Below are 19,106 nucleotides of genomic sequence, written 5' to 3' on the forward strand. Positions count from 1 at the left end.
GTATGAATTACAAAAATTCAATCTCTTGCTAAGATGATATGCAACAGCATTCCCCGTGGCAACCCCATGTCCCCAACGTGAACCCGGCGTCTCTTTCCCCTTCCACCTCCCGGCACGCTGACGGCGCCACGGCCCTGCAGGTCGCCCTGGCCGGCATGGCCGCGCTGGCGGCGGCCATGGGCATCGGCCGTTTTGCCTTCACCCCGCTCTTGCCCATGATGCTGCACGACGGCGTGGTGGACATCGCCACGGGCAGCTGGCTGGCCACGGCCAACTACGCCGGCTACCTCGCGGGGGCGCTGCTCTACATGGCCTTGCCCTGGCTGGGCCGGCGCCTGGGCGGCGTGCCCGGCAACGCGGCGCTCGTGCGCGGCGGGCTCGTGGCCACGGTGCTGCTCACGGGGCTGCTGGCCGTGCCGTGGCCGGCCTTTTGGCCCCTGCTGCGCCTGCTCGCGGGCGTGGCCAGCGCGCTGGTGTTCCTGGGCACGGCCAACTGGTGCATGGGGCGGCTGGCGCACCTGGGGCGCCCGGCCCTGGGGGGGCTGATTTTCTGCGGGCCGGGGTTGGGCATCGTCATCACCGGCCTGCCCACCAGCGCCATGGTGGCTGCGGGCTGGAGCGCCGCGGCGGGCTGGGCGGCCTTCAGCGCACTGGCGGCCGTGCTGTGCGCGGGGGCGTGGGCGGTGTTCCAGGGGGTGGACGCCCCGGCCGCGGGGGCGGCGGGGGCCGCAGGCGGCGCCTCTGCGCCCGCGCGCCCCGTGGCCGAGCGGACCCTCCTGGCCGTGGCCTACGGCCTCGCGGGCCTGGGGTACATCGTCACGGCCACCTTCCTGCCCGTCATCGCACGCGCGGCGCTGCCCGCCGGATCGGTCTGGCCCGACCTGTTCTGGCCGCTCTTCGGCGCGGGCGTGGCGCTGGGCGCGCTGCTCTCCACACGGATCGCACCCACCCGCGACCGGCGCATGCTGCTGGCCTGGGCCTACCTGCTGCAGGCGGCGGCCATCGGGCTGGGCCTGCTCTGGCCGGGGCGCGCGGGGTTCGCGCTGGGCAGCCTGTTGCTGGGGCTGCCGTTCACCGCCATCACGTTTTTTGCCTTGCAGGAGGCGCGCCACCAGTGGCCCCAGGCGGGCGCGGGCTTCACCGGCCTGATGACCGCGCTCTATGGCATCGGCCAGATCGTGGGGCCGCCCATGGCGGCGGCGCTGCTGGCACGCGCGGGTTCGCAGGCGCAGGGTTTTGACTGGGCGCTGGGCGTGGCGGGCTCGGTGCTGGTGCTGGGGGCCGTGCTCTACGGCGTCATGGCATGGCGCTGGCGCCCGCCGTGCTGACCGGCAGGCGCAGCACGAAGCAGGCGCCGCCGCCCTCGCGGTCCTCGCAGTGCACGGTGCCGTTGTGGCGCCCTGCGATGGAGCGCACCAGGGCCAGCCCCAGGCCCACGCCCCCCGCGCGCTCGCTGGCGCCCGGCAGGCGGTAGAAGGGCTCGAAGATGCGTTCGCGCTGGCTGGCTGGCACGCCTGGTCCCCGGTCGCACACGCGCACCTCGGCGTGGCCCTGGCGGCGGTGCACCACCACCGTGATCTCGCCCGTGCTGTAGCGCCGGGCGTTTTCCAGCAGGTTGCGGATGGCGCGGCGCAGCAGCTTGGAGACGCCGCGCACGTCCACGGAGTCGGCGCTGGAGCTCACATCCAGGTCGGCATCCACGCGCGCGCACTCCTCGGCGGCCAGGCCGATGAGGTCCACCAGCTCCACGGTGCCCACGTCGGCCTCGCGCGCATCGAGGCGGCTGGCCAGCAGGATCTCGTCCACCAGTTGGTCCAGCTCGGCGATGTTGCGCAGGATTTCCTCGCGGAACGCGGGCGAGGGCTGCTGCCCGCCCATCAGCTCCATGCCCATGCGGATGCGGGTGAGCGGCGAGCGCAGTTCGTGCGAGGCGTTGGCCAGCAGGGATTTGTGCGACTTGACCAGCGTTTCCACGCGCGCGGCGGCGGCGTTGAACTGGCGCGCGAGGTCGGCCACCTCGTCCTGTCCCTGCTCGGGCACGCGTACCGACAGGTCGCCCTCGCCGAACTTCTGCACGCTGCGCTGCAGCGCCTCCAGCCGCAGGGTCAGGCGCCGGATGATGGGGTACACGCCCACGGCCACCGCCAGGCTCACGATGCCCAGCAGCCACAGGAAGCCGAACGGCGGCCGGGTCCAGAAAGCCGCGTCGCCCTGATTGGGGCCGCCGGGCCGGCCGCCGCGTTCGCCGCGCGGCTGGCGGGGCGCCATCTGCAGCACGAACGGCTGGCCGGTGCCCGACTCGATATGGAACTCGGCCCCTTCGCCGGGTTCGCTGGGCTGGCGCGTGGCCAGGCCGCGCAGCACCAGGTTGCCGGCGGGGTCGCGCAGCACCATCTCGCGCGACGGCGGCACAAAAGGCTGCGCGTTCTGCGCCTTCTGCTCTTCGGCCATGCGCCAGGCCCAGCCCACGGTCAGCGTCAGCACCGCGATGCCGCCGACCACGGCCAGCCAGATGCGCAGATACAGGCGGCGGGAGAAGGGGGTGGAGAGGGACATTCAGCAAAGCGGGGTGCGCGCCGTGGCAGGGCCGCGCTCCACCGGTCAGTCTTGTTGTTTCGCGAATACATAGCCCACGCCGCGCACCGTGAGGATGCGGCGCGGGTTCTTGGCGTCGGCCTCGATGGCGGCACGGATGCGGCCCATGTGCACGTCGATGGAGCGGTCGAACGCCTCCAGCTCGCGGCCGCGCACGGCCTCCATGATCTGGTCGCGCGTGAGCACGCGGCCCGCGCGCTCGGCCAGGGCCACCAGCAAATCGAACTGGTAGGAGGTGAGGTCGGCCAGCTCGCCGGACACGGTCACGGTGCGCGCGTCGCGGTCGATCTCCAGCGTGCCGAACCGCAGCACCTGCGTGGCCGCCGAGGCACCGCCGCCATCGGTGCGGCGCCGCAGGATGGCGCGGATGCGCGCCAGCAACTCGCGAGGCTCGAAAGGCTTGGGCAGGTAGTCGTCGGCGCCCAGCTCCAGGCCGATGATCCGGTCCATGGGGTCGCCCTTGGCGGTGAGCATGAGCACCGGCACCTGCGCCGCGCTGCCCTGCAGCGAGCGGATGCGGCGGCACACCTCCAGCCCGTCCATGTCGGGCAGCATGAGGTCCAGGATCACGAGGTCGGGCAACGGCCCGGCGTCCGGCCCCTGCAGCTGCGCCAGGCCGCTCTTGCCGTCCGCGCGGTGCGTGACCTGCAGGCCCGACTGGCCCAGGTACTCGCCCACCATCTGCGCGAGGCGGGCGTCGTCTTCGATCATCAGCAGTTGGGAGCTCATGGGGGCAGTGTAGTGGGAGGCCTGGACAGAGGCCCCATGCTCGCGCGCGGGCGTCTCCCCGTGTTGAAGCCTCCGTAAAGTTGCGGTAAACCGCCGGGGGTGAAAAGCAGGCGATTGCTATAAATTGGATAGCTATTCGCGCCTTGCCATCAAGCGCCAGAGGCTGTTTTCACCCGGGATGCCAGCCACACCAGCACCAGCACCGGCAACCCCAGCATCGCGGTGGCCGTGAAGAAGTGCGCGTAGCCGAAGGCATTCACGTAGTCGCCCGAGAACCCCGCCACGAACTTCGGGGCAAGCAGCATCATGGAGCTGAACAGCGCGTACTGCGTGGCCGAGTAGCTCACGTTGGTCAGGCTCGACAGGTAGGCGATGAACGCCGCCGACGCGATGCCGCTGGCCAGGTTGTCGGCCGACACCACGGCGATGAGCGCCGTCACGTCGTGCCCGTGGCCCGCCAGCCAGGCGAACAGCAGGTTGCTCGCGGCGCTCAGGATGGCGCCCAGCATCAGGATGCGCATCACGCCAAACCGCATCGACAGCACGCCGCCCACGAAGGCGCCCGCCAGCGTCATGATCACGCCGTACACCTTGGTCACGGCGGCCACCTCGTCCTTGGTGAAGCCCATGTCCACGTAGAACGGGTTGGCCATGATGCCCATCACCACGTCGCTGATGCGGTAGACGGCGATGAGCGCCAGGATCAGCGCCGCGTGCCAGCCGTAGCGGCGCAGGAAGTCGGCGAAGGGCTCCACCATGGCGCCCTGGATCCACTCGGCCGCGTTTCTGGCCGGGGGCAGTTGCACGGGCGCGGGCTCGCGCGAGAACAGCACGGTGACCACGCCCACCGCCATCGACGCCGCCATGGCCAGGTAGGCTGCCTGCCAGGCGCCGTTCTGGTACGCGGCCGCGCCTTGCGCCACCACCTGCCCCACCGCAGGGGCCACTTCGGAGCGCGCCGCAATCCACAACACGCCCGCACCGGCCCAGATCATGGCCAGGCGGTAGCCTGTCTGGTACGAGGCCGCCAGCGCGGCCTGGTGATTGGCGTCGGCCGATTCGATGCGGAACGCATCGAGCGCGATGTCCTGCGTGGCCGAGCCGAACGCCACCGCCAGCGCGCACCACACGATGGGTCCGAGCGTCTGGCGCGGGTCGGCCAGCGCCATGCCGATGAGTCCGCCCACGATGAGCGCCTGCGACAGCAGCAGCCAGCTGCGCCGCCGTCCCAAGGCCCGGGTGAGCAGCGGGATCGGCATGCGGTCCACCAGCGGCGCCCACACCCACTTGAAACCGTAGGCCAGGCCCACCCAGCTCAGGTACCCGATGGTGCTGCGGTCGATGCCCGCCTCGCGCAGGCGAAAGCTCAGCGTGCCCAGCACCAGCAGCAGCGGCAGCCCGGCGGAGAACCCGAGCGTGAGCATGCGCAGGCTGGCGGGCTCCAGGTACACGCGCAGGGTCTGCAGCCAGGGCGTGCGCGCGGACTTTTCGGGGCTGAGGCCGGGGGGGGATGAAGTGGATGTGTCTGACATGGGGGGCGGAGGTTTTGTCTATCATCGCCGACACCCTTGCAGCCCGGCCTGCCAGCCTCCATCTGGCGACAAGCCCTGGTGTGTGGTGCGCCAGCGCTGCTTATTATTCCTTCAGGGATTGCCTGTATGTGCCTTTTCTGCCCCGCTCCCTCCGTTGCACCGTCGTCCCCGTGGTCGGCGCGCCGTGCATTCCTGCTGGCGGCCGGCGCCACTGCCGCCGCGCCGGTGCTCGCGCAGGTGGACGTGGGCACGGCGTCCAGCCTGCGCAAGCTGGTGCCCGCCGAGACGCTGGAAAACTCGGCCGCCCAGCAGTACCAGCAGATGCTGCAGCAGGCCAAGGCCAAGCGCGCGCTGGCGCCCGAGGGGCACCCGCAGCTGCAGCGCCTGCACGCCATCGCCAAGCGGCTGATCCCGCACGCCGCGCCGTGGAACGACCGCGCCAGGCAGTGGCGCTGGGAGGTCAATCTCATCGGCAGCCAGCAGATCAACGCGTTCTGCATGCCCGGCGGCAAGATCGCGTTCTACACCGGCATCCTGGACCAGCTCAAGCTCACCGACGACGAGGCCGCGATGATCATGGGCCACGAAATGGCCCATGCGCTGCGCGAACATGCGCGCGAGCGCATCGCCAAGACGCAGGGCACCAACCTCGCGCTGCGGCTGGGCTCGCAGCTGCTGGGCCTGGGCGACCTGGGCCAGGCGGCCGCCGGCCTGGGCGGGCAGCTGCTCACGCTGCAGTTCAGCCGCTCGGACGAGAGCGAGGCCGACCTGGTGGGCCTGGAGCTGGCCGCCCGCGCGGGCTACCAGCCCTCGGCCGCCGTGAGCCTGTGGAAGAAGATGGGCAATGCCAGCGGCAGCAAGCAGGGCGGGCTGGCGTTCCTGTCCACCCACCCCTCGGGCCCCGCGCGCATCCATGAGCTGGAGCTGAACGTGCCCAAGGTGCAGGGCCTGTACGAGGCGGCGCGGCGCAACGGCTGAGGCGCCGGGCGGCCCCGGGGCCGGGTGCTGGTGTTGTTTTGCTATTAAAATGGTAGCTTATTGCGCTTGTCCATCAAGCGCCAGCTGCCTTTTTTGTGCCCTGCCCCGCTCGGCATGGACGTCGGCCTCAGGCCACGCTCACGCGGTTGCGGCCCGCGTGCTTGGCTTCGTAGAGCGCCTTGTCGGCGCGCACGATGGCGGCCTGCAGGTCGTCCGCGCCATGCACCTGCGCCACGCCAAACGACATGGTGAGCGACAGGGGCGCGGGGCCGACCTCCATCGGCGTTGCTTGCACCGCGGCGCGGATGCGTTCGGCCGTGGCGCAGGCGGCGTCGAGCGGGCTGGCGGGCATCAGCGCCAGGAACTCCTCGCCGCCCCAGCGGGCGAGCACGTCGCCTTCGCGCAGGCTCTGGCTGAGCGTGCGGGCCATGGCCACCAGCACCTCGTCGCCCACGGCATGGCCGTACTGGTCGTTCACGCGCTTGAAGTGGTCCACGTCGCACAGCAGCAGGGCGATGGGCGTGCCGTCGCGCTGGCCGCGGGCCAGCGCGTGGGCGGCCAGCGCCTCGAAGTGGCTGCGGTTGTTCAGGCCGGTCAGCGGGTCCAGCGTGGCCTGCTTGCGCAGCCGGCCCTCGGCGATGAGGATGGTGCGGCGGTAGAACGCCGCCAGCGCCGCCGACATCGCGAACACCAGGCAGATGTGGATCCAGTTGACGATCTTCACGCTCAGGGGCGGCAGGGGGGCCAGCGGCCCCAGGTGGTCGCACAGCACCTGCAGGCCCAGGTAGTACGCCAGCAGCGCGATCACCATGGGCGCCGCGAAGCCGCGCGTGTTGGCGATCACGATGGCCGGAATGAACAGCAGCAGGTAGTAGTGAAAGCCGCTGTTCCAGCCGATGAGCAGCGAGCCCAGTGCCGCGTGGCCCACCACCTCCAGCCAGATCAGCGCCAGCGCGGCCGCGTTGTAGCGCGACTGGATGAGCCGGTAGGCTCCCAGGTACATCGCGATGCTCACCAGGTTGACGGCCGCCAGCGGCAGCGACCCCAGCCACAGGAACAGCACGATGTAGCCGCCGTCGATGGCCGCCGCCGTGAGCGCCACGCGCTGCACCATGGCCCAGTAGGCCTTGCCCGCCAGGCTGGAGCCGCGCTGCGGGATGGCGAACGGGCGGGGCGGGCGGGGCTCGGGGCGGGCGGATGCGGAATGTGCCATGGCGGGCAGGGGCCTCGCCGGTGTTCGGGCACCGGTGCGGCGCGATAACAAAATGTCACATTCTAGGAAGCGCCTGCGCTGCCCATCGTCCGATGTGGGCGGCAGGCGGGCCGCAATTGGGGCTTAAGGGGCGGGGGGCGCCGTGCCAGCCGCCGGCGCGCTGACGGTTTGCACGGGCTGCCAGTCCACGGCCATGGGGCTCTTGCGCGAGAACAGCTCCACGTGCGAGTCGATCGCGAACTGCACCCGGTCCAGGCTGGCCTGGTCGTCGGCGCTGCAGTCGAAGTGCAGCGCCGCGCCATCGGCCCGCAGCAGGCACAGGCCCCAGGGAAAGTGGGCCTGGCCCTGGTGCTCGTCATACGTCACGGTGATCTTGCGCGTGAAGTGGTAGCACAGGCGCTGCAGGTAGCGGCTGGCGTCGGGCGTGGGCACATGGCCCTGGCGTCGCATCATGGGAAGGGGCTGGTTGTGGTCATGGAAGAAGCGGCATCCAGCGGCAGCGCGGCGTCGGCCAGCACCAGCAGGTTGCCTTGCGAGCAGCGCTCCACGCGGGCCTGGACGCCATAGGCGCGCCGCAGCAGCGCGGGGGTCAGCAGCGGGGCCGGCGCGCCGGCGGCCAGCACGCCGCCGCCGCCCAGCACCAGCACCTGCTGGCAAAAGCGCAGCGCCAGGTTCAGGTCGTGCACGGCCACCAGGCCCACGGTGCCCTGCTGCTGCACCAGGTCGCGCACGGCCTGCAGCACCTGCAGCTGCCAGCGCAGGTCGAGCGCGCTGGTGGGCTCGTCCAGCAGCAGCAGGCGCGGCGCGCGCACGATGGCCTGCGCCAGTCCCACCATCTGGCGCTGCCCGCCCGAGAGTTCATCGAGCCGGCGCAGCGCCAGCGCCTGCAGCCCCAGCGATGCCACGACGGATTCGATGGCCGCCTCGCGCCGGGCGGCGCTCCAGTCGCTGCGCCCGGCGCGCAGGGCGCTGTGCCAGGTCTCGTAGGCCACGAGCGAGGTGCTCTGGGGCAGCGCCTGCGGCAGGTAGCCCACGCGGCGCAGGCGCTCGCGGGGCAGCAGGGTGGCCAGGTCCGTGCCCTCGAGCCACACGCGGCCCTGCGCCGGCCGCAGCCCGGCCACGGCCTTGAGCAGCGTGGACTTGCCCACCGCGTTGGGCCCCACCACGGCCACCAGCGTGCCGGCGGGCACGGCAGGCAGGTCCACGCCCTGCAGCACGGGCCGGCCGGGGTAGCCGGCGGTGAGTTGTTCGAGGGTCAGGCCGGTTGTCATATCAAGCCTCCATGGCGCTACGCACCCTCGGCAGCCAATGAAACTGACGCGGCCCGGGCCAGCGCCCCCGCGCAAGGGCCGCCCCGCCGCGCTGGGGGCGTCCTCCTCCCGCGTCGCGCAGCAATGTGGGAGAGGGGGAAGACGCGCAGCGGCTCAGGGGGTGCTTCATGTGGCCCTTCTCTGGCGCAGCACCAGCACCATGAACAGCGGCACGCCCACCAGCGCGGTGATGATGCCGATGGGCAGCACCACGCCGGGCACCAGCGCCTTGCTGAGGATGGAGGCCAGCGACAGCATCAGCGCCCCGGCCAGCGCGCTGCCGGGCAGGTAGTAGCGGTGGTCCTCGCCCAGCAGCATGCGCGCGATGTGCGGCCCCACCAGGCCCACGAAGCCGATGGTGCCCACGAACGACAGGGCGGTGGCCGCCAGCAGGCTCACGCGCAGCAGCGTGACCAGGCGCAGCCGCTCCACCCCGATGCCGAAGCTGCGCGCCTGGTCCTCGCCCGCGCGCAGCGCCGTGAGGGCCCAGGCCTGGCGCGCCGACCAGAGCATGCACAGCGCGAGCACGGTGCCCACGATGCCGATCTTGGTCCAGGTGGCGCGGCCCAGGCTGCCCATGGTCCAGAACACGATCTGCTGCAGCGCGTTGCTGTCGGCGATGAACTGCAGCAGCCACAGCAGGGCCTCGAAGCTGAACAGCAGCGCGATGCCGAACAGCACCACGGTGTCCACCGTGGCGCCCTGGCGCCAGGCCAGCAACTGGATCAGCGCCGTGGCGCTGGCCGCGCCCGCGAAGGCGCACAGCGGCACGGCCAGGTTCTCGCCCCAGGCCACGAGCGTGAAGCCCGTGACCACGGCGGCCGAAGCGCCCACGGCCGCCGCCGCCGACACCCCGAGCGTGAACGGGCTGGCCAGCGGGTTGTTGAGCGCGGTCTGCATCTCGGCCCCCGCCAGGCCCAGGCTGGCGCCCACCAGCACGGCCATCACCGCGTAGGGCAGGCGCACTTCCCACAGGATGACCTGCTGCGCCTGCGGCAGGCTGGCGGGGGCGAACAGGCCCCGCAGCACGTCGGCGAACGCGAAGGTGGAGGGGCCGAGCGCGATGTCGGCCACCACGCTGGCGCACAGCACGGCGAGCAGGGCGGCCAGCAGCAGCAGGCGCAGGCGCACGAAGTGCTGGTAGCGCCGCGCCAGCGAACCAGCGCGGGCCGCGTCCAGGGGCTGCGGCAAGGGAGACGGGGCGGCGGGGTTCAACGAAGGCAGTTCCGGGGCTGGGCGTGTGGGGTGCGAGAGGGTTCCATGGCGCGGGGCGGCGGTTTTCAGCGGGGCTGCTGGGCCCATGCCAGGGCGTCGATGAGCCCCGGCGCCATGGCGCCGCCATGGTCCACGCCGGGCAATATGCCCATGTGGACGCGCAGTTCGGGCCAGTGCAAGGCCTCCAGCTGGTCCGCCAGCGCCTGCGTGCGTTCGATCATGCGGCGTTCGTGCTGCACGGCGGCGCGCGCCGCGGTGGGAGCGGCCCGGGGCTGCTCCAGGCTGCCCACGCGCAGCTGCAGCCGGGCCCGGAAGGGGCGCGGCGCCGTCGCGTGCGCCTGCATGAACTGCGATGCCGTCTGCAGCACCTGCGCGCCGTTCCACCACACCGACGGGCTGGTGGCCGCATACCGGGTGAACAACGCGGGGCGCGTGAACAGCGCGTGCAGCACCAGCAGGCCGCCGAACGAGTGCCCGCTCAACGCCTGGCGCTGCGGGTCGATGGCAAACGCCCGCGCCACGCGCGGCTGCAGCTCGCGCGCGATGAAGTCGAGCAGGATGTCCGCGCCGCCGGCCTCGGGCGTGGCCGAGCGGCCGGGCGCGGGCGGCGTGTAGTCGCGCTGGCGTTGCGCGGGGTGGACCACGGCATCGCCGGGGTGGCCGATGCCCACGACGATGGCGCTGTCCGCGCGCATCTGCGCGGGGCGCGCGGCCTCATTGCGGGCCAGCTGGGCCGCGAGCGCAAAGGCGGCATTGCCGTCGAGCACATACAGCACGGGGTGTCCGGTGGCGGGCGCGGGGCCGGCGGGCTGCTGCACCCAGATGCGCCAGACGCGGCCGCTCGCCGGGTCGCGCAGGTCCAGCTGGCGCGTGTCCGGCAGCCGCGCGGGGCCCGCCTGCAGCAGGGACGCCTCTGGCGCGCCGCTGGCGCAGCCCGCCAGCCACAGGCTGGCACCAGAGGCCAGCAGCGCGCGGCGGCGGGTGTCGCTGGGCATGGGCATGGAGCGCATCAGAGGCTGGTCCAGTACACGCCCGTCAGCGGGATGGGCTGGAAGCGGGTGAACATCGTCTGCAGGGTGTCGCGCGGGTCCAGGTCTGCAAACAGCTCGGGGTGCAGCCATTTGGCGAACACCTGCACCGCCACGACGTTGAAGGGCGAGTTGTAGTAGTGGTGCCAGATGGCATGCGCGCGGCCGGGCTGCTGCACGGCCTGCAGCTGGGCGATGCCCCGGCGCTGCGTGGCGCGCGCCAGCGAGGCGCGGGCGGCCTCGGGCGTGGCGTCGGCGCCCAGCACGATGCGCAGGGGGGATTTCTCGGCCGTGGCCATGCTGCCGATGCCGGTGCCGATGTACAGCTGGGGCTGCGTGGCGATCAGGAATTCGGGGTTGAGCGTGCCGTGCTCGCCCGGAATGCGACCGCGCGCCACATTCTGAGCCCCGGCGGCATCCAGCAGCACGCCCACCAGGCCGACCATGGTGGCGCAGCATTCATCGGCCAGGCCCACGCGGTTCTCCAGGAACACGCCGGGGTGCCGCGTGCCGGCCGGCAGGGTGCGCAGGCGGGCTTCCACGCGGTCGAGCTGGGCCCGCCAATAGGTGTTGAACGCCTGGGCCTCCTGGCGCTTGCCCAGCACGGCGCCCAGCAGCTCCATGCTGCGCGCCGTGTTGCGGAGCGGGTCGTGGCGGAAGTCGACGAACACCACGGCCACGCCGGCCGCCTCCAGGCGGGCCAGCGTTTCGCGGTCGTTCTTGCTCGGGCCGTGGCCACCTGCCAGCCCCAGGATGGCGACCTGCGGACGCAGCGCGATGGCCTGTTCGTCGCTGAAGCTGCCGCTGCTGTTGCGGCCCACGCGCGGCACCTTGTCGATCTGCGGGAAACGGCCGCGCCACTGCGCATAGCCGGCGGCATCCAGCGTCTCGTAGTCGCCCATCATGCCCACCAGGCGGCGGGCCACGTCGTCGCGCTCGAACACGCCCAGCGCGGGCAGCAGCCGGCCTTCGCCCAGCAGGATGCGCTCCACCTTGGCCGGCAGGGTGACGGCGCGGCCCGCCAGGTCGGTCACGGTCTGCGTGCCCCCCTGCGCGCGCGTGGGCGAGGCACCCAGGACCAGGGCGCAGAGCAGGGCCGCCAGTGGCGCCCAAGGGCAAAAACGGATCAGGGGCATGGGAGGGACGGTGTGCGGGCGGCCATCGGCGGCGGCCGGTTCAATGGCCAATATTGAGAATCATTTGCATTTATTATGCCGACTTGCTAGCATCCCATGCCGCGGTGCCCGCCGTGTTTGCCAAGCGGAGAAAAACCTTTGCGCAAACGCCAGGCCCCGGGTTCCACGCGCCGTGGTGCATTGCCGTCCGCTGCCCCTGCCGCTTTTTCGCCGTCACACCTGCCTGCCCATGTCTGTCGTCAGCCCCTTGAGTGTGCTGTCCGCCGCGCCCGCGTCGGACGGCATGCAGGCGTCGCTGCAGCGCCATCTGCAGCGCCTGCGCGTGCTGCGTCCGGGCCTGCACCTGCACGCGGACGATGCGGCCGATGCGCAGGATTTCACGGCCAGCGGCGAGATGGAGACGGGCCTGCGCATCGTGGTGCTGCTGGAGGGCTCGGTGGACGTGAGCTATGGGCCGCGCCGCGTGGCGCTGTCGAGCGCGGCGGACCACGCCCGCCAGTCCCACGATGCAGGCCTGGCCAGCCTGCCGCGCGCCCTGCTGGTGTCGGTGGCGGAGCCGGAGCGCTTCGAGCGCCGCGCCCGCAAGGGCGCGTATGCGCGCCGGGTGAGCGTGGGCCTGGGCGGCGAATGGCTGGAGCAGGTGGCCGGCCCGTCGGCCTCCGGCGCCATCGAGGCCTTCCGCCGCCAGCACCTGGCCATGCACCACTGGCAGCCCTCGGCGCGCATCGCCGCCCTGGCCGAGCAGATCACCCATGCGCCGGACCTGAGCCCCCTGCTGCTGCACCTGTACCTGGAGAGCCGCGCGCTGGAGCTGGTGGGCGAGGCGCTGGGCAGCCTGGCGCAGCACGCCCCCGGGCCCGCGCCGGCACCTGCTCCCGCGCCCACCGGGCTGCGGCTGCTGCCCCACGAGCACCGGCGCATGCGGGCGCTGCATGCCTTCCTGCAGACCGAAGGGGCCATGGACCTGTCGCTCGATGCCCTGGCGCGCCAGGCCGGCACCAACGCGAACACGCTGCAGCGGCACTTTCGGGCGGTGTACGGCACGACGGTGTTCGACTTCGTGCGCGAAAGCCGCCTGCAGCGCGCCCGCAAGGCCCTGGAGCAGGAGGGCCTGACCGTGGGCCAGGCGGCGCTGGTGGCGGGCTACAACAGCGCCGCCAACTTCGCCACGGCCTACCGCAAGCGCTTTGGCATGCCGCCCAAGCTGGCGCGAGTGAGGGTCTGAAGCCCGCCGGGCCGCCTCGCGGCTCCCCCGGTCCTGGCAAGGCCCGTTCCACGGCGGCCCTGGCGGGGCCGCGGCAAACGTCTTTGTTGGGCGTGCAAACACAGGGCGGCGGGCTGCGTGAAATCATCGCTCCCATGCCGGGTGGAACCAGCCGGCACGCCTTGCAACACGTTCCGGGCACCGCGCCTGGATGGCTTCCTCGCGGAGCCACTGCGCGCCCTGAGTGAAATCGCATTCATTTCTGTTTGCAATCCGTTGGCGAGGCGGACTCCCTTCTCCTTCGTTTTTGATTCAGGACTTCTATGCAGACTCGCCGCCCATCCCCGGGTGTCCCCCGGGCACATCCTTTTGCCTTGCGCCAGGTCGCCCAGGCCTGCGCGTGGACCTTGCTGGCGGGTGCCGGCGCGGCCCTGGCGCAGCAGAACGCGCCCGCCCCGTCCGCCACGCTGCTGCGGGAAGTCACGGTGAATGCGGCCGCCGAGACTCCCGACAGCCTGCCAGCCGCGGCCCCGGGCGGCCAGGTCGCCAGGGGCACGCGGCTGGGCGTGCTCGGCAACGTGGGGGTCATGGACACGCCGTTCAACATGACGGGCTACACCGCCGAAGGCATCGCCGACCAGCAGGCGCAGACCGTGGGCGCGGTGCTCAAGAACGACCCTTCGGTGCGCACCACCACCAACGAAGGCCACATCGTCGAGAACTTCATCATCCGGGGCTTCGGCGTGGGCGCCGGCTCGCTGGCCATCAACGGTGCCTATGGCCTGGCGCCCGAGCAGAACACGCCCACCGAGATGTTCGAGCGCGTGGAGGTGCTCAAGGGCCCCGGCGCCATGATGATGGGCCTGCCCCCCGCGGGCGACGTGGGCGGCGCGATCAACCTCGTGCCCAAGCGCGCGGGCAAGGAGCCGCTCACGCGCGTGACCACCACCTATTCGTCCCAATCCAACGTGGGCGTGCACGCCGACGTGTCGCGCCGCTTCGGCGGGGAACAGCGCCTGGGCGTGCGCGTCAATGGCGTGCTGTCGGGCGGCGAGACCTGGCTCGACCACCAGACCAAGGCGCGCGAGATCGGCCACCTGGCGCTGGACTACCAGGGTGAGGGCTGGAACGTGGAGGCCGATGCCTATTCGCTCAGGAACAAGGTGCGCAAGGGCTCGCCCATGCAGCCCATCATCGCGGGCTGGACCACGGTGCCCAAGGCGCCCGACGGCTCCACCAACTTCTTCTACGGCGAGGGCGTGTACAGCAACACGCAGACCCAGGGCCTCATCGTGCGCGGCCAGGCGAAGATCAACGCGGGCTGGACGGCGTTTGCCTCGGCGGGCAAGGCCGAGCATTCCTACGACGGCTTCATCTTCGGCACCCGCCCGGTGTGGACGGCGGCGAACGCGGCCTCGGGCAACGCCACGGGCACGGCCTACAACTCCTGGGGCGAGTACGGCACCACCACGGCCGAGCTGGGCCTGCGCGGCCAGTTCGGCACCGGCGCCGTGGCGCACAGGCTGACCCTGGCCGCCAACGTGATGAATTACGAAGGCGGCAGCCGCGGCAACGGCACGGCGCCCATCAACAGCAACATCTACCACCCCACGCCCATCACCATGCCGGCCGGGGCGGCGGCATCGACCTACGGCAAGATGAACGATGACGCGATGACGGCGCTGAGCGCGGTCGACACGCTGTCGTTCGCCGACGACCAGGTGCAGCTCACCCTGGGCCTGCGCGCGCAGCGGGTGCACCAAAAGCTCAACAAGTACAAGGAGAGCGCCGTGACGCCGCTGGTGGGTGTGGTGGCCAAGCCCTGGGGCGAGACCGTTGCGCTGTACGGCAACTACGTGGAAGGCCTGAGCGCGGGCACGACCGTGAAGGCGCCCTATGCCAACGAAGGCCAGACCTTCGCGCCGTACAAGAGCAAGCAGGTGGAGGTCGGCGTGAAGTGGGTGAGCGGCAGCCTGACGCAGACCGTGAGCCTGTTCCAGATCAGCAAGCCCGCCCTGATCGAGCAAGACAACCGCCAGGTGCTCGACGGCGAGCAGCGCAACCGGGGCGTGGAGTGGAACGTGTTCGGGCAGTGGGCTCCGGCGCTTTCCCTGCTGGGCGGCGTGGCCTACACCGAGGCCGACCAGACCCGGACGAACAAGGGCGTGAACCAGGGCCGCGCGCAGTTCGGCGTGCCCCGGCTCACCCTGAACCTGGGTGCCGACTGGGCGGTTCCCGGCGTGCAGGGCCTGTCGGTGAACGGCCGCGTGAACCACACCGGTTCGCAATGGCTCACGGGCGACAACAGCGTGAAGCTGCCGTCCTGGACCACCCTGGACGTGGGCGCCCGCTACGCCACGCGTCTTGGCGCGCAACCGGTGGTGCTGCGCGCCACGGTGACCAACCTCGCCAACCGCGCGTATTTCGAGAGCATCTGGGGCGCGGGCCGGGTGAACGTGGGCGCGCCGCGCGCCGTGCGCCTGTCGGCCTCGTTCGACTTCTGATCCCGGCGAAGCACGGCGCGAGCGAAGCAACCCCGCCACGGGGTCTGGCGTGTGTCCTGGTGGGCACGCCAGGCGCCTGTGGTGGGGCTGGTTATGCTATTAATATAGTAGCTATTGGCGCTTGATGGATAGGCGCTGGCGGCCAAAAACATCCAAAACACCAAGACTTCCGTCGGCACGGCACGGCATGCAAGCCGGGCCACGGGCCGCGCGCCGCCGCGGGGCTGTCCAGCGGGGCTCAGGTCCCGCCCACGTAGGGATTGCTCTGGCGCTCCCGCCCGAACGTGCTCCCGGGCCCGTGGCCGGGAATGAACACCGTCTGATCTCCCATCGGCCACTGTTGTGACAACGTGAGGCCCAGGCTCCGAACCTCCGTGAACAGCAGGTCCAGGTTGCTCACGGGGTCCATCATGACGACCTGGTGGGGTGTTGCTGACAGAGATAGGCAGTTGCAAACAGGGATTGACGATCTCGCGGGGCCGCGCTGGAGCACCATCAGGATGCCGTGGATGCTTGGGGGCGTCGCATGGGCCCGTGCCCAGGCAAGCCGCCGGAGGATGTTGTGCCACGTCGGGCATGCCCGCACGCAGATTTTGATACGCACAGTCAATTTGTCTGAAACTCCCAGTCAATCTGGATGTGGTTGACCCTCCTAGGATGCGATAGCTGGTCAGCGATGTTCGTCTCGCGCTCACTCCAGCCAGGAGGTACTGGCTTTCATTCGGCGCCTTCTCCCCCCAAAGACTCATTCAGGGAAGACGGTTCCAGTGAAGCCATTGCAAGCCCAGTGCACAGCGGTCTTATTTCGCATTCATCAGATCCGGCGTTCGCTGTCCCGGATTTACCAGACGCCTGGCTCCCGTTGCGGGGCCATGGCGATGATCCGCCGCTCCGTCCCGGGGGCGCTTTTGCGCTGCACCGTCGCGTTGGCCATGGTGCTGCTGTCAGGTGTTGTGCAGGCGCAGACCAACACCTGGGCTGGCAGCGGCAGCCTGGCTACCGCACGCAAAGCCCATACCGCAACGGTCCTGCCCGATGGCACCGTGCTGATTGCGGGGGGCTGGGCCTACAGCAGCAGCAACCTTGCCAGCACCGAGTTGTATGACCCGGTCGCAGGCACCTGGAGCGCCAAAGGAAATCTAAATGCTGGGCGCGCGTACCACACCGCCACCCTGCTGCCCAATGGCAAGGTGCTGGTTTCCGGTGGAGCAGGGAGCCGCGGCGCGCTTGCCGGCGCCGAACTCTACGACCTTGGCACAGGCAGTTGGAGCGCCACGGGCAGCATGTCCGGCGCACGTTTGTTCCACACCGCCACCCTGCTGGCCAATGGCAAAGTGCTTGTCGCGGGGAATGGCGCAGAGGTCTACGACCCGGCCACCGGCCAGTGGAGCACCACGGGCACCATGGTCACCACGCGCGACGCCCACACTGCCACGTTGTTGCCCAACGGCAAGGTACTCGTCGCGGGGGGGAACAACGCGGACGTTGGCTACCTTGCCACCGCTGAACTTTACGACCCGGTCACTGGCACATGGAGCGCCACAGGCACTATGACCACACCGCGTATCAGTCACACCGCCACCCTGCTGCCCAGTGGCAAAGTGCTGGTGGCTGGTGGGGGAGGCAACGGCGCGCGCTCCAGTGCCGAGCTGTACGACCCGGCCACAGGCACGTGGAGCACCACTGGCAACCTGGCCAACAAGCGCAGTTCTCAAACCGCCACGTTGCTGCACAGCGGCAAAGTGCTTGTTGCCGGAGGAGATGGCAGCACTTACCTCGCTAGCGCTGAGCTCTACGACCCCGCTACCGGCACCTGGGACACTACCAGCAGCCTGGCCACCGGCCGGGTCAGCCACACGGCCTCCCTGCTGTCCAACGGTAGAGTGCTCGTTGTAGGCGGGTGGAATACTGGCGGCTACCTCGCAAGTGCCGAGCGATACGAAGTAGGCCCTGGCGCCTGGAGGGCTACCGGCAGCATGATTGGCGGGCGCAGTGTCCACACCTCCACTTTGCTGCGCAGTGGTGAGGTGCTCGTCACCGGCGGGTTCGGCGGTGGCGGGGGTTTTCTTGCAAGCGCTGAACGGTACAACCCCGCCACAGATAGCTGGAGCCCCACGGGCAGCATGATCACCGGGCGCACTTTTCACACCGCCACCGTGCTGCCCAGCGGCAAGGTACTGGTCACTTCAGGGGTCGCGAACGGCGGTGCGCTTGCCAGCGCAGAACTTTACGATCCCGTCGCTGGCACATGGAGTGCTGCCGGCACCCTCGCCGTCGCTCGCTACAACCGCACGGCCACTCTGCTGGCCAATGGCAAGGTGCTTGTCGTGGGAGGTGAGGGCGCTGGCAGCGTCTTCACCAAAGGCGAGCTCTACGATCCCGAGACGAACCAGTGGAGTGTCACAGGCAACATGGCCGATGAGCACATTTATCACACGGCCTCCCTTCTGCCCAATGGCAAAGTGCTTGTCGCAGGTGGATACACCAGCGTCGGCATGCTCTCAAGCACTGAACTCTACGACCCCGCATCCAACGCCTGGAGCCCCGCGGGCGGCATGGCCACCTGGCGCTATTCCCACACGGCCACCCTGCTGCCCGACGGCAAGGTCATCGTCGCGGGGGGGCGGGGCGTCAGTGGCATGCCGGCCGATGCAGAACTCTACGACCCTGGCGCAAATACCTGGAGCGCCGCGGGCAGTCTGGTACGCACCCGCACAGGTCACACGGCCGCCCTGCTGCCCAGTGGCAAGGTCCTCCTCGCGGGCGGAAGCAGCGGCGATTTCGCCAGCTCTGAGCTCTACGACCCGGCCACCGCCACTTGGAGCGCCACGGGCAGCCTGAACACCGGGCGCGTCAACCACCGAGCCACCCTGCTCGCTGACGGCAGGGTCCTGGCTACAGGGGGCAGCGGCAGCTCTGACGCCAGCGTCGAGCTTTATGCAACTTCTGCCCCTGCAGTGCAGACATACAGCGCCATGGTGTCCGTTCTGGTGGGTGGCGGGCCGGGCGGAGGGGGGAGCGTGGGCACGGGTGTGGGGTCGGTAGCGATCAGTGGCGGCGCGCCAGGCTGCGCGCTCGATACCACCGCCACGGGGTTCAGCAGCGCGGTGCCTTCAGGCCTGCCAGCCAACGCCAGCACGCCCGCCGGGATGTTTCGCTTCCGCTCCACAGGCTGCGCGGGCAACACGCTGACGGTGCGAATCACCTACCCCCACGCACTTCCTGCCGGGGTGCAGCTGATGAAGTATGGGCCTGCCAGCGCGGGGGCCGCCAGCAGCTGGTATCCAATGACCGGTGCAACGCTGAGTGCAGACCGGTTGACTGTGGCGTACGCGATCACCGACAACGGCATGGGCGATGGCAATACAGCCGATGCGGGGGTGATTGAAGACCCGTTCGCACCGGTGTTGCTGGCTGCGATCCCCGGCACGTCAGGCCCAGCTTCCATTCCCACCCTGAGCGAGTGGGGGCTGATCCTGTTGTCGCTGATGGCGGCTGGCCTGGGCATGCACCAGATGCGCCGTAGCAGCGCCTTCCGGTCCCGTGCCTGTGGGCGGGGGGCATAGGGCGAAATCGTAGACCTGCGTGGCGGGGCACGTCCCGAGAACTTCACGTCCTTGTCGACATGCTCGCTGCGCGCCGGCGCCGCCATGGCAGGCGTC

General features: G+C 70.5%; 14 protein-coding genes and 1 pseudogene. 5 read left to right on the forward strand and 10 right to left on the reverse strand.

Annotated elements, in window-relative coordinates; all coding sequences use genetic code 11:
- Window positions 1-38 precede the first annotated feature (38 nt).
- Window positions 39-1,328, forward strand: coding sequence for a YbfB/YjiJ family MFS transporter (locus tag AC3RCE_RS01710; RefSeq protein ID WP_492254383.1), 1,290 nt, complete (start codon window positions 39-41; stop codon window positions 1,326-1,328).
- Here the strand turns inward: AC3RCE_RS01710 and AC3RCE_RS01715 are convergent.
- The 3 genes from AC3RCE_RS01715 to AC3RCE_RS01725 all read right to left on the reverse strand — a co-directional run bounded on the left by AC3RCE_RS01715 (window position 1,297) and on the right by AC3RCE_RS01725 (window position 4,856).
- Window positions 1,297-2,556, reverse strand: coding sequence for a HAMP domain-containing sensor histidine kinase (locus AC3RCE_RS01715; protein ID WP_218296648.1), 1,260 nt, complete (start codon window positions 2,554-2,556; stop codon window positions 1,297-1,299). The two genes, AC3RCE_RS01710 and AC3RCE_RS01715, sit on opposite strands and share 32 nt — an antisense overlap.
- Before the next feature lie 45 nt (window positions 2,557-2,601).
- A complete protein-coding gene (locus AC3RCE_RS01720; RefSeq protein WP_218296649.1) occupies window positions 2,602-3,324 on the reverse strand; it encodes a response regulator in 723 nt (240 codons plus the stop codon).
- Window positions 3,325-3,473: 149 nt separating this feature from the next.
- Window positions 3,474-4,856, reverse strand: a complete 1,383-nt coding sequence (locus AC3RCE_RS01725) for an AmpG family muropeptide MFS transporter (protein ID WP_369641121.1) — start codon at window positions 4,854-4,856, stop codon at window positions 3,474-3,476.
- 126 nt (window positions 4,857-4,982) lie between these two features.
- On the opposite strand from AC3RCE_RS01725, the gene AC3RCE_RS01730 reads away from it, so the two are divergent.
- Complete coding sequence (locus AC3RCE_RS01730; RefSeq protein WP_218339131.1) at window positions 4,983-5,834, forward strand: M48 family metallopeptidase; 852 nt, start codon at window positions 4,983-4,985, stop codon at window positions 5,832-5,834.
- 127 nt (window positions 5,835-5,961) lie between these two features.
- On the opposite strand, the gene AC3RCE_RS01735 is transcribed toward AC3RCE_RS01730, so the two are convergent.
- The 6 genes from AC3RCE_RS01735 to AC3RCE_RS01760 form a co-directional block, all read right to left on the reverse strand.
- The gene (locus AC3RCE_RS01735) at window positions 5,962-7,047 is read right to left on the reverse strand and encodes a GGDEF domain-containing protein (RefSeq protein WP_492254384.1); all 1,086 of its coding nucleotides are present in this window, start codon (window positions 7,045-7,047) and stop codon (window positions 5,962-5,964) included.
- A 123-nt stretch (window positions 7,048-7,170) separates the two neighbouring features.
- Complete coding sequence (locus tag AC3RCE_RS01740) at window positions 7,171-7,500, reverse strand: DUF2218 domain-containing protein (protein ID WP_218296653.1); 330 nt, start codon at window positions 7,498-7,500, stop codon at window positions 7,171-7,173.
- A complete protein-coding gene (locus AC3RCE_RS01745) occupies window positions 7,497-8,318 on the reverse strand; it encodes an ABC transporter ATP-binding protein (protein ID WP_492254385.1) in 822 nt (273 codons plus the stop codon). Before AC3RCE_RS01745 ends, AC3RCE_RS01740 begins: the two co-directional genes overlap by 4 nt.
- A gap of 165 nt (window positions 8,319-8,483) precedes the next feature.
- Window positions 8,484-9,572, reverse strand: a complete 1,089-nt coding sequence (locus AC3RCE_RS01750; protein WP_492254386.1) for a FecCD family ABC transporter permease — start codon at window positions 9,570-9,572, stop codon at window positions 8,484-8,486.
- A 65-nt stretch (window positions 9,573-9,637) separates the two neighbouring features.
- The gene (locus tag AC3RCE_RS01755) at window positions 9,638-10,582 is read right to left on the reverse strand and encodes an alpha/beta hydrolase (protein WP_492254387.1); all 945 of its coding nucleotides are present in this window, start codon (window positions 10,580-10,582) and stop codon (window positions 9,638-9,640) included.
- A complete protein-coding gene (locus tag AC3RCE_RS01760) occupies window positions 10,582-11,736 on the reverse strand; it encodes an ABC transporter substrate-binding protein (RefSeq protein WP_218296656.1) in 1,155 nt (384 codons plus the stop codon). The genes AC3RCE_RS01755 and AC3RCE_RS01760 overlap by 1 nt, the downstream gene beginning before the upstream one ends.
- A gap of 229 nt (window positions 11,737-11,965) precedes the next feature.
- On the opposite strand from AC3RCE_RS01760, the gene AC3RCE_RS01765 reads away from it, so the two are divergent.
- Together AC3RCE_RS01765 and AC3RCE_RS01770 are read left to right on the forward strand one after the other, a co-directional pair.
- The gene (locus AC3RCE_RS01765) at window positions 11,966-12,961 is read left to right on the forward strand and encodes a helix-turn-helix transcriptional regulator (RefSeq protein ID WP_255590919.1); all 996 of its coding nucleotides are present in this window, start codon (window positions 11,966-11,968) and stop codon (window positions 12,959-12,961) included.
- Between the two features lie 353 nt (window positions 12,962-13,314).
- The gene (locus tag AC3RCE_RS01770) at window positions 13,315-15,444 is read left to right on the forward strand and encodes a TonB-dependent receptor (protein ID WP_492254388.1); all 2,130 of its coding nucleotides are present in this window, start codon (window positions 13,315-13,317) and stop codon (window positions 15,442-15,444) included.
- 238 nt (window positions 15,445-15,682) lie between these two features.
- Here the strand turns inward: AC3RCE_RS01770 and AC3RCE_RS01775 are convergent.
- Window positions 15,683-15,781 (reverse strand): annotated as a pseudogene (locus AC3RCE_RS01775) (MBL fold metallo-hydrolase); the annotation flags it as partial.
- 535 nt (window positions 15,782-16,316) lie between these two features.
- Here AC3RCE_RS01775 and AC3RCE_RS01780 point away from each other — a divergent pair.
- Window positions 16,317-19,010, forward strand: coding sequence for an IPTL-CTERM sorting domain-containing protein (locus tag AC3RCE_RS01780; RefSeq protein WP_492254389.1), 2,694 nt, complete (start codon window positions 16,317-16,319; stop codon window positions 19,008-19,010).
- Window positions 19,011-19,106: the final 96 nt, after the last annotated feature.

The organism is Acidovorax sp. GW823-FHT05D11 (genome assembly GCF_058795695.1).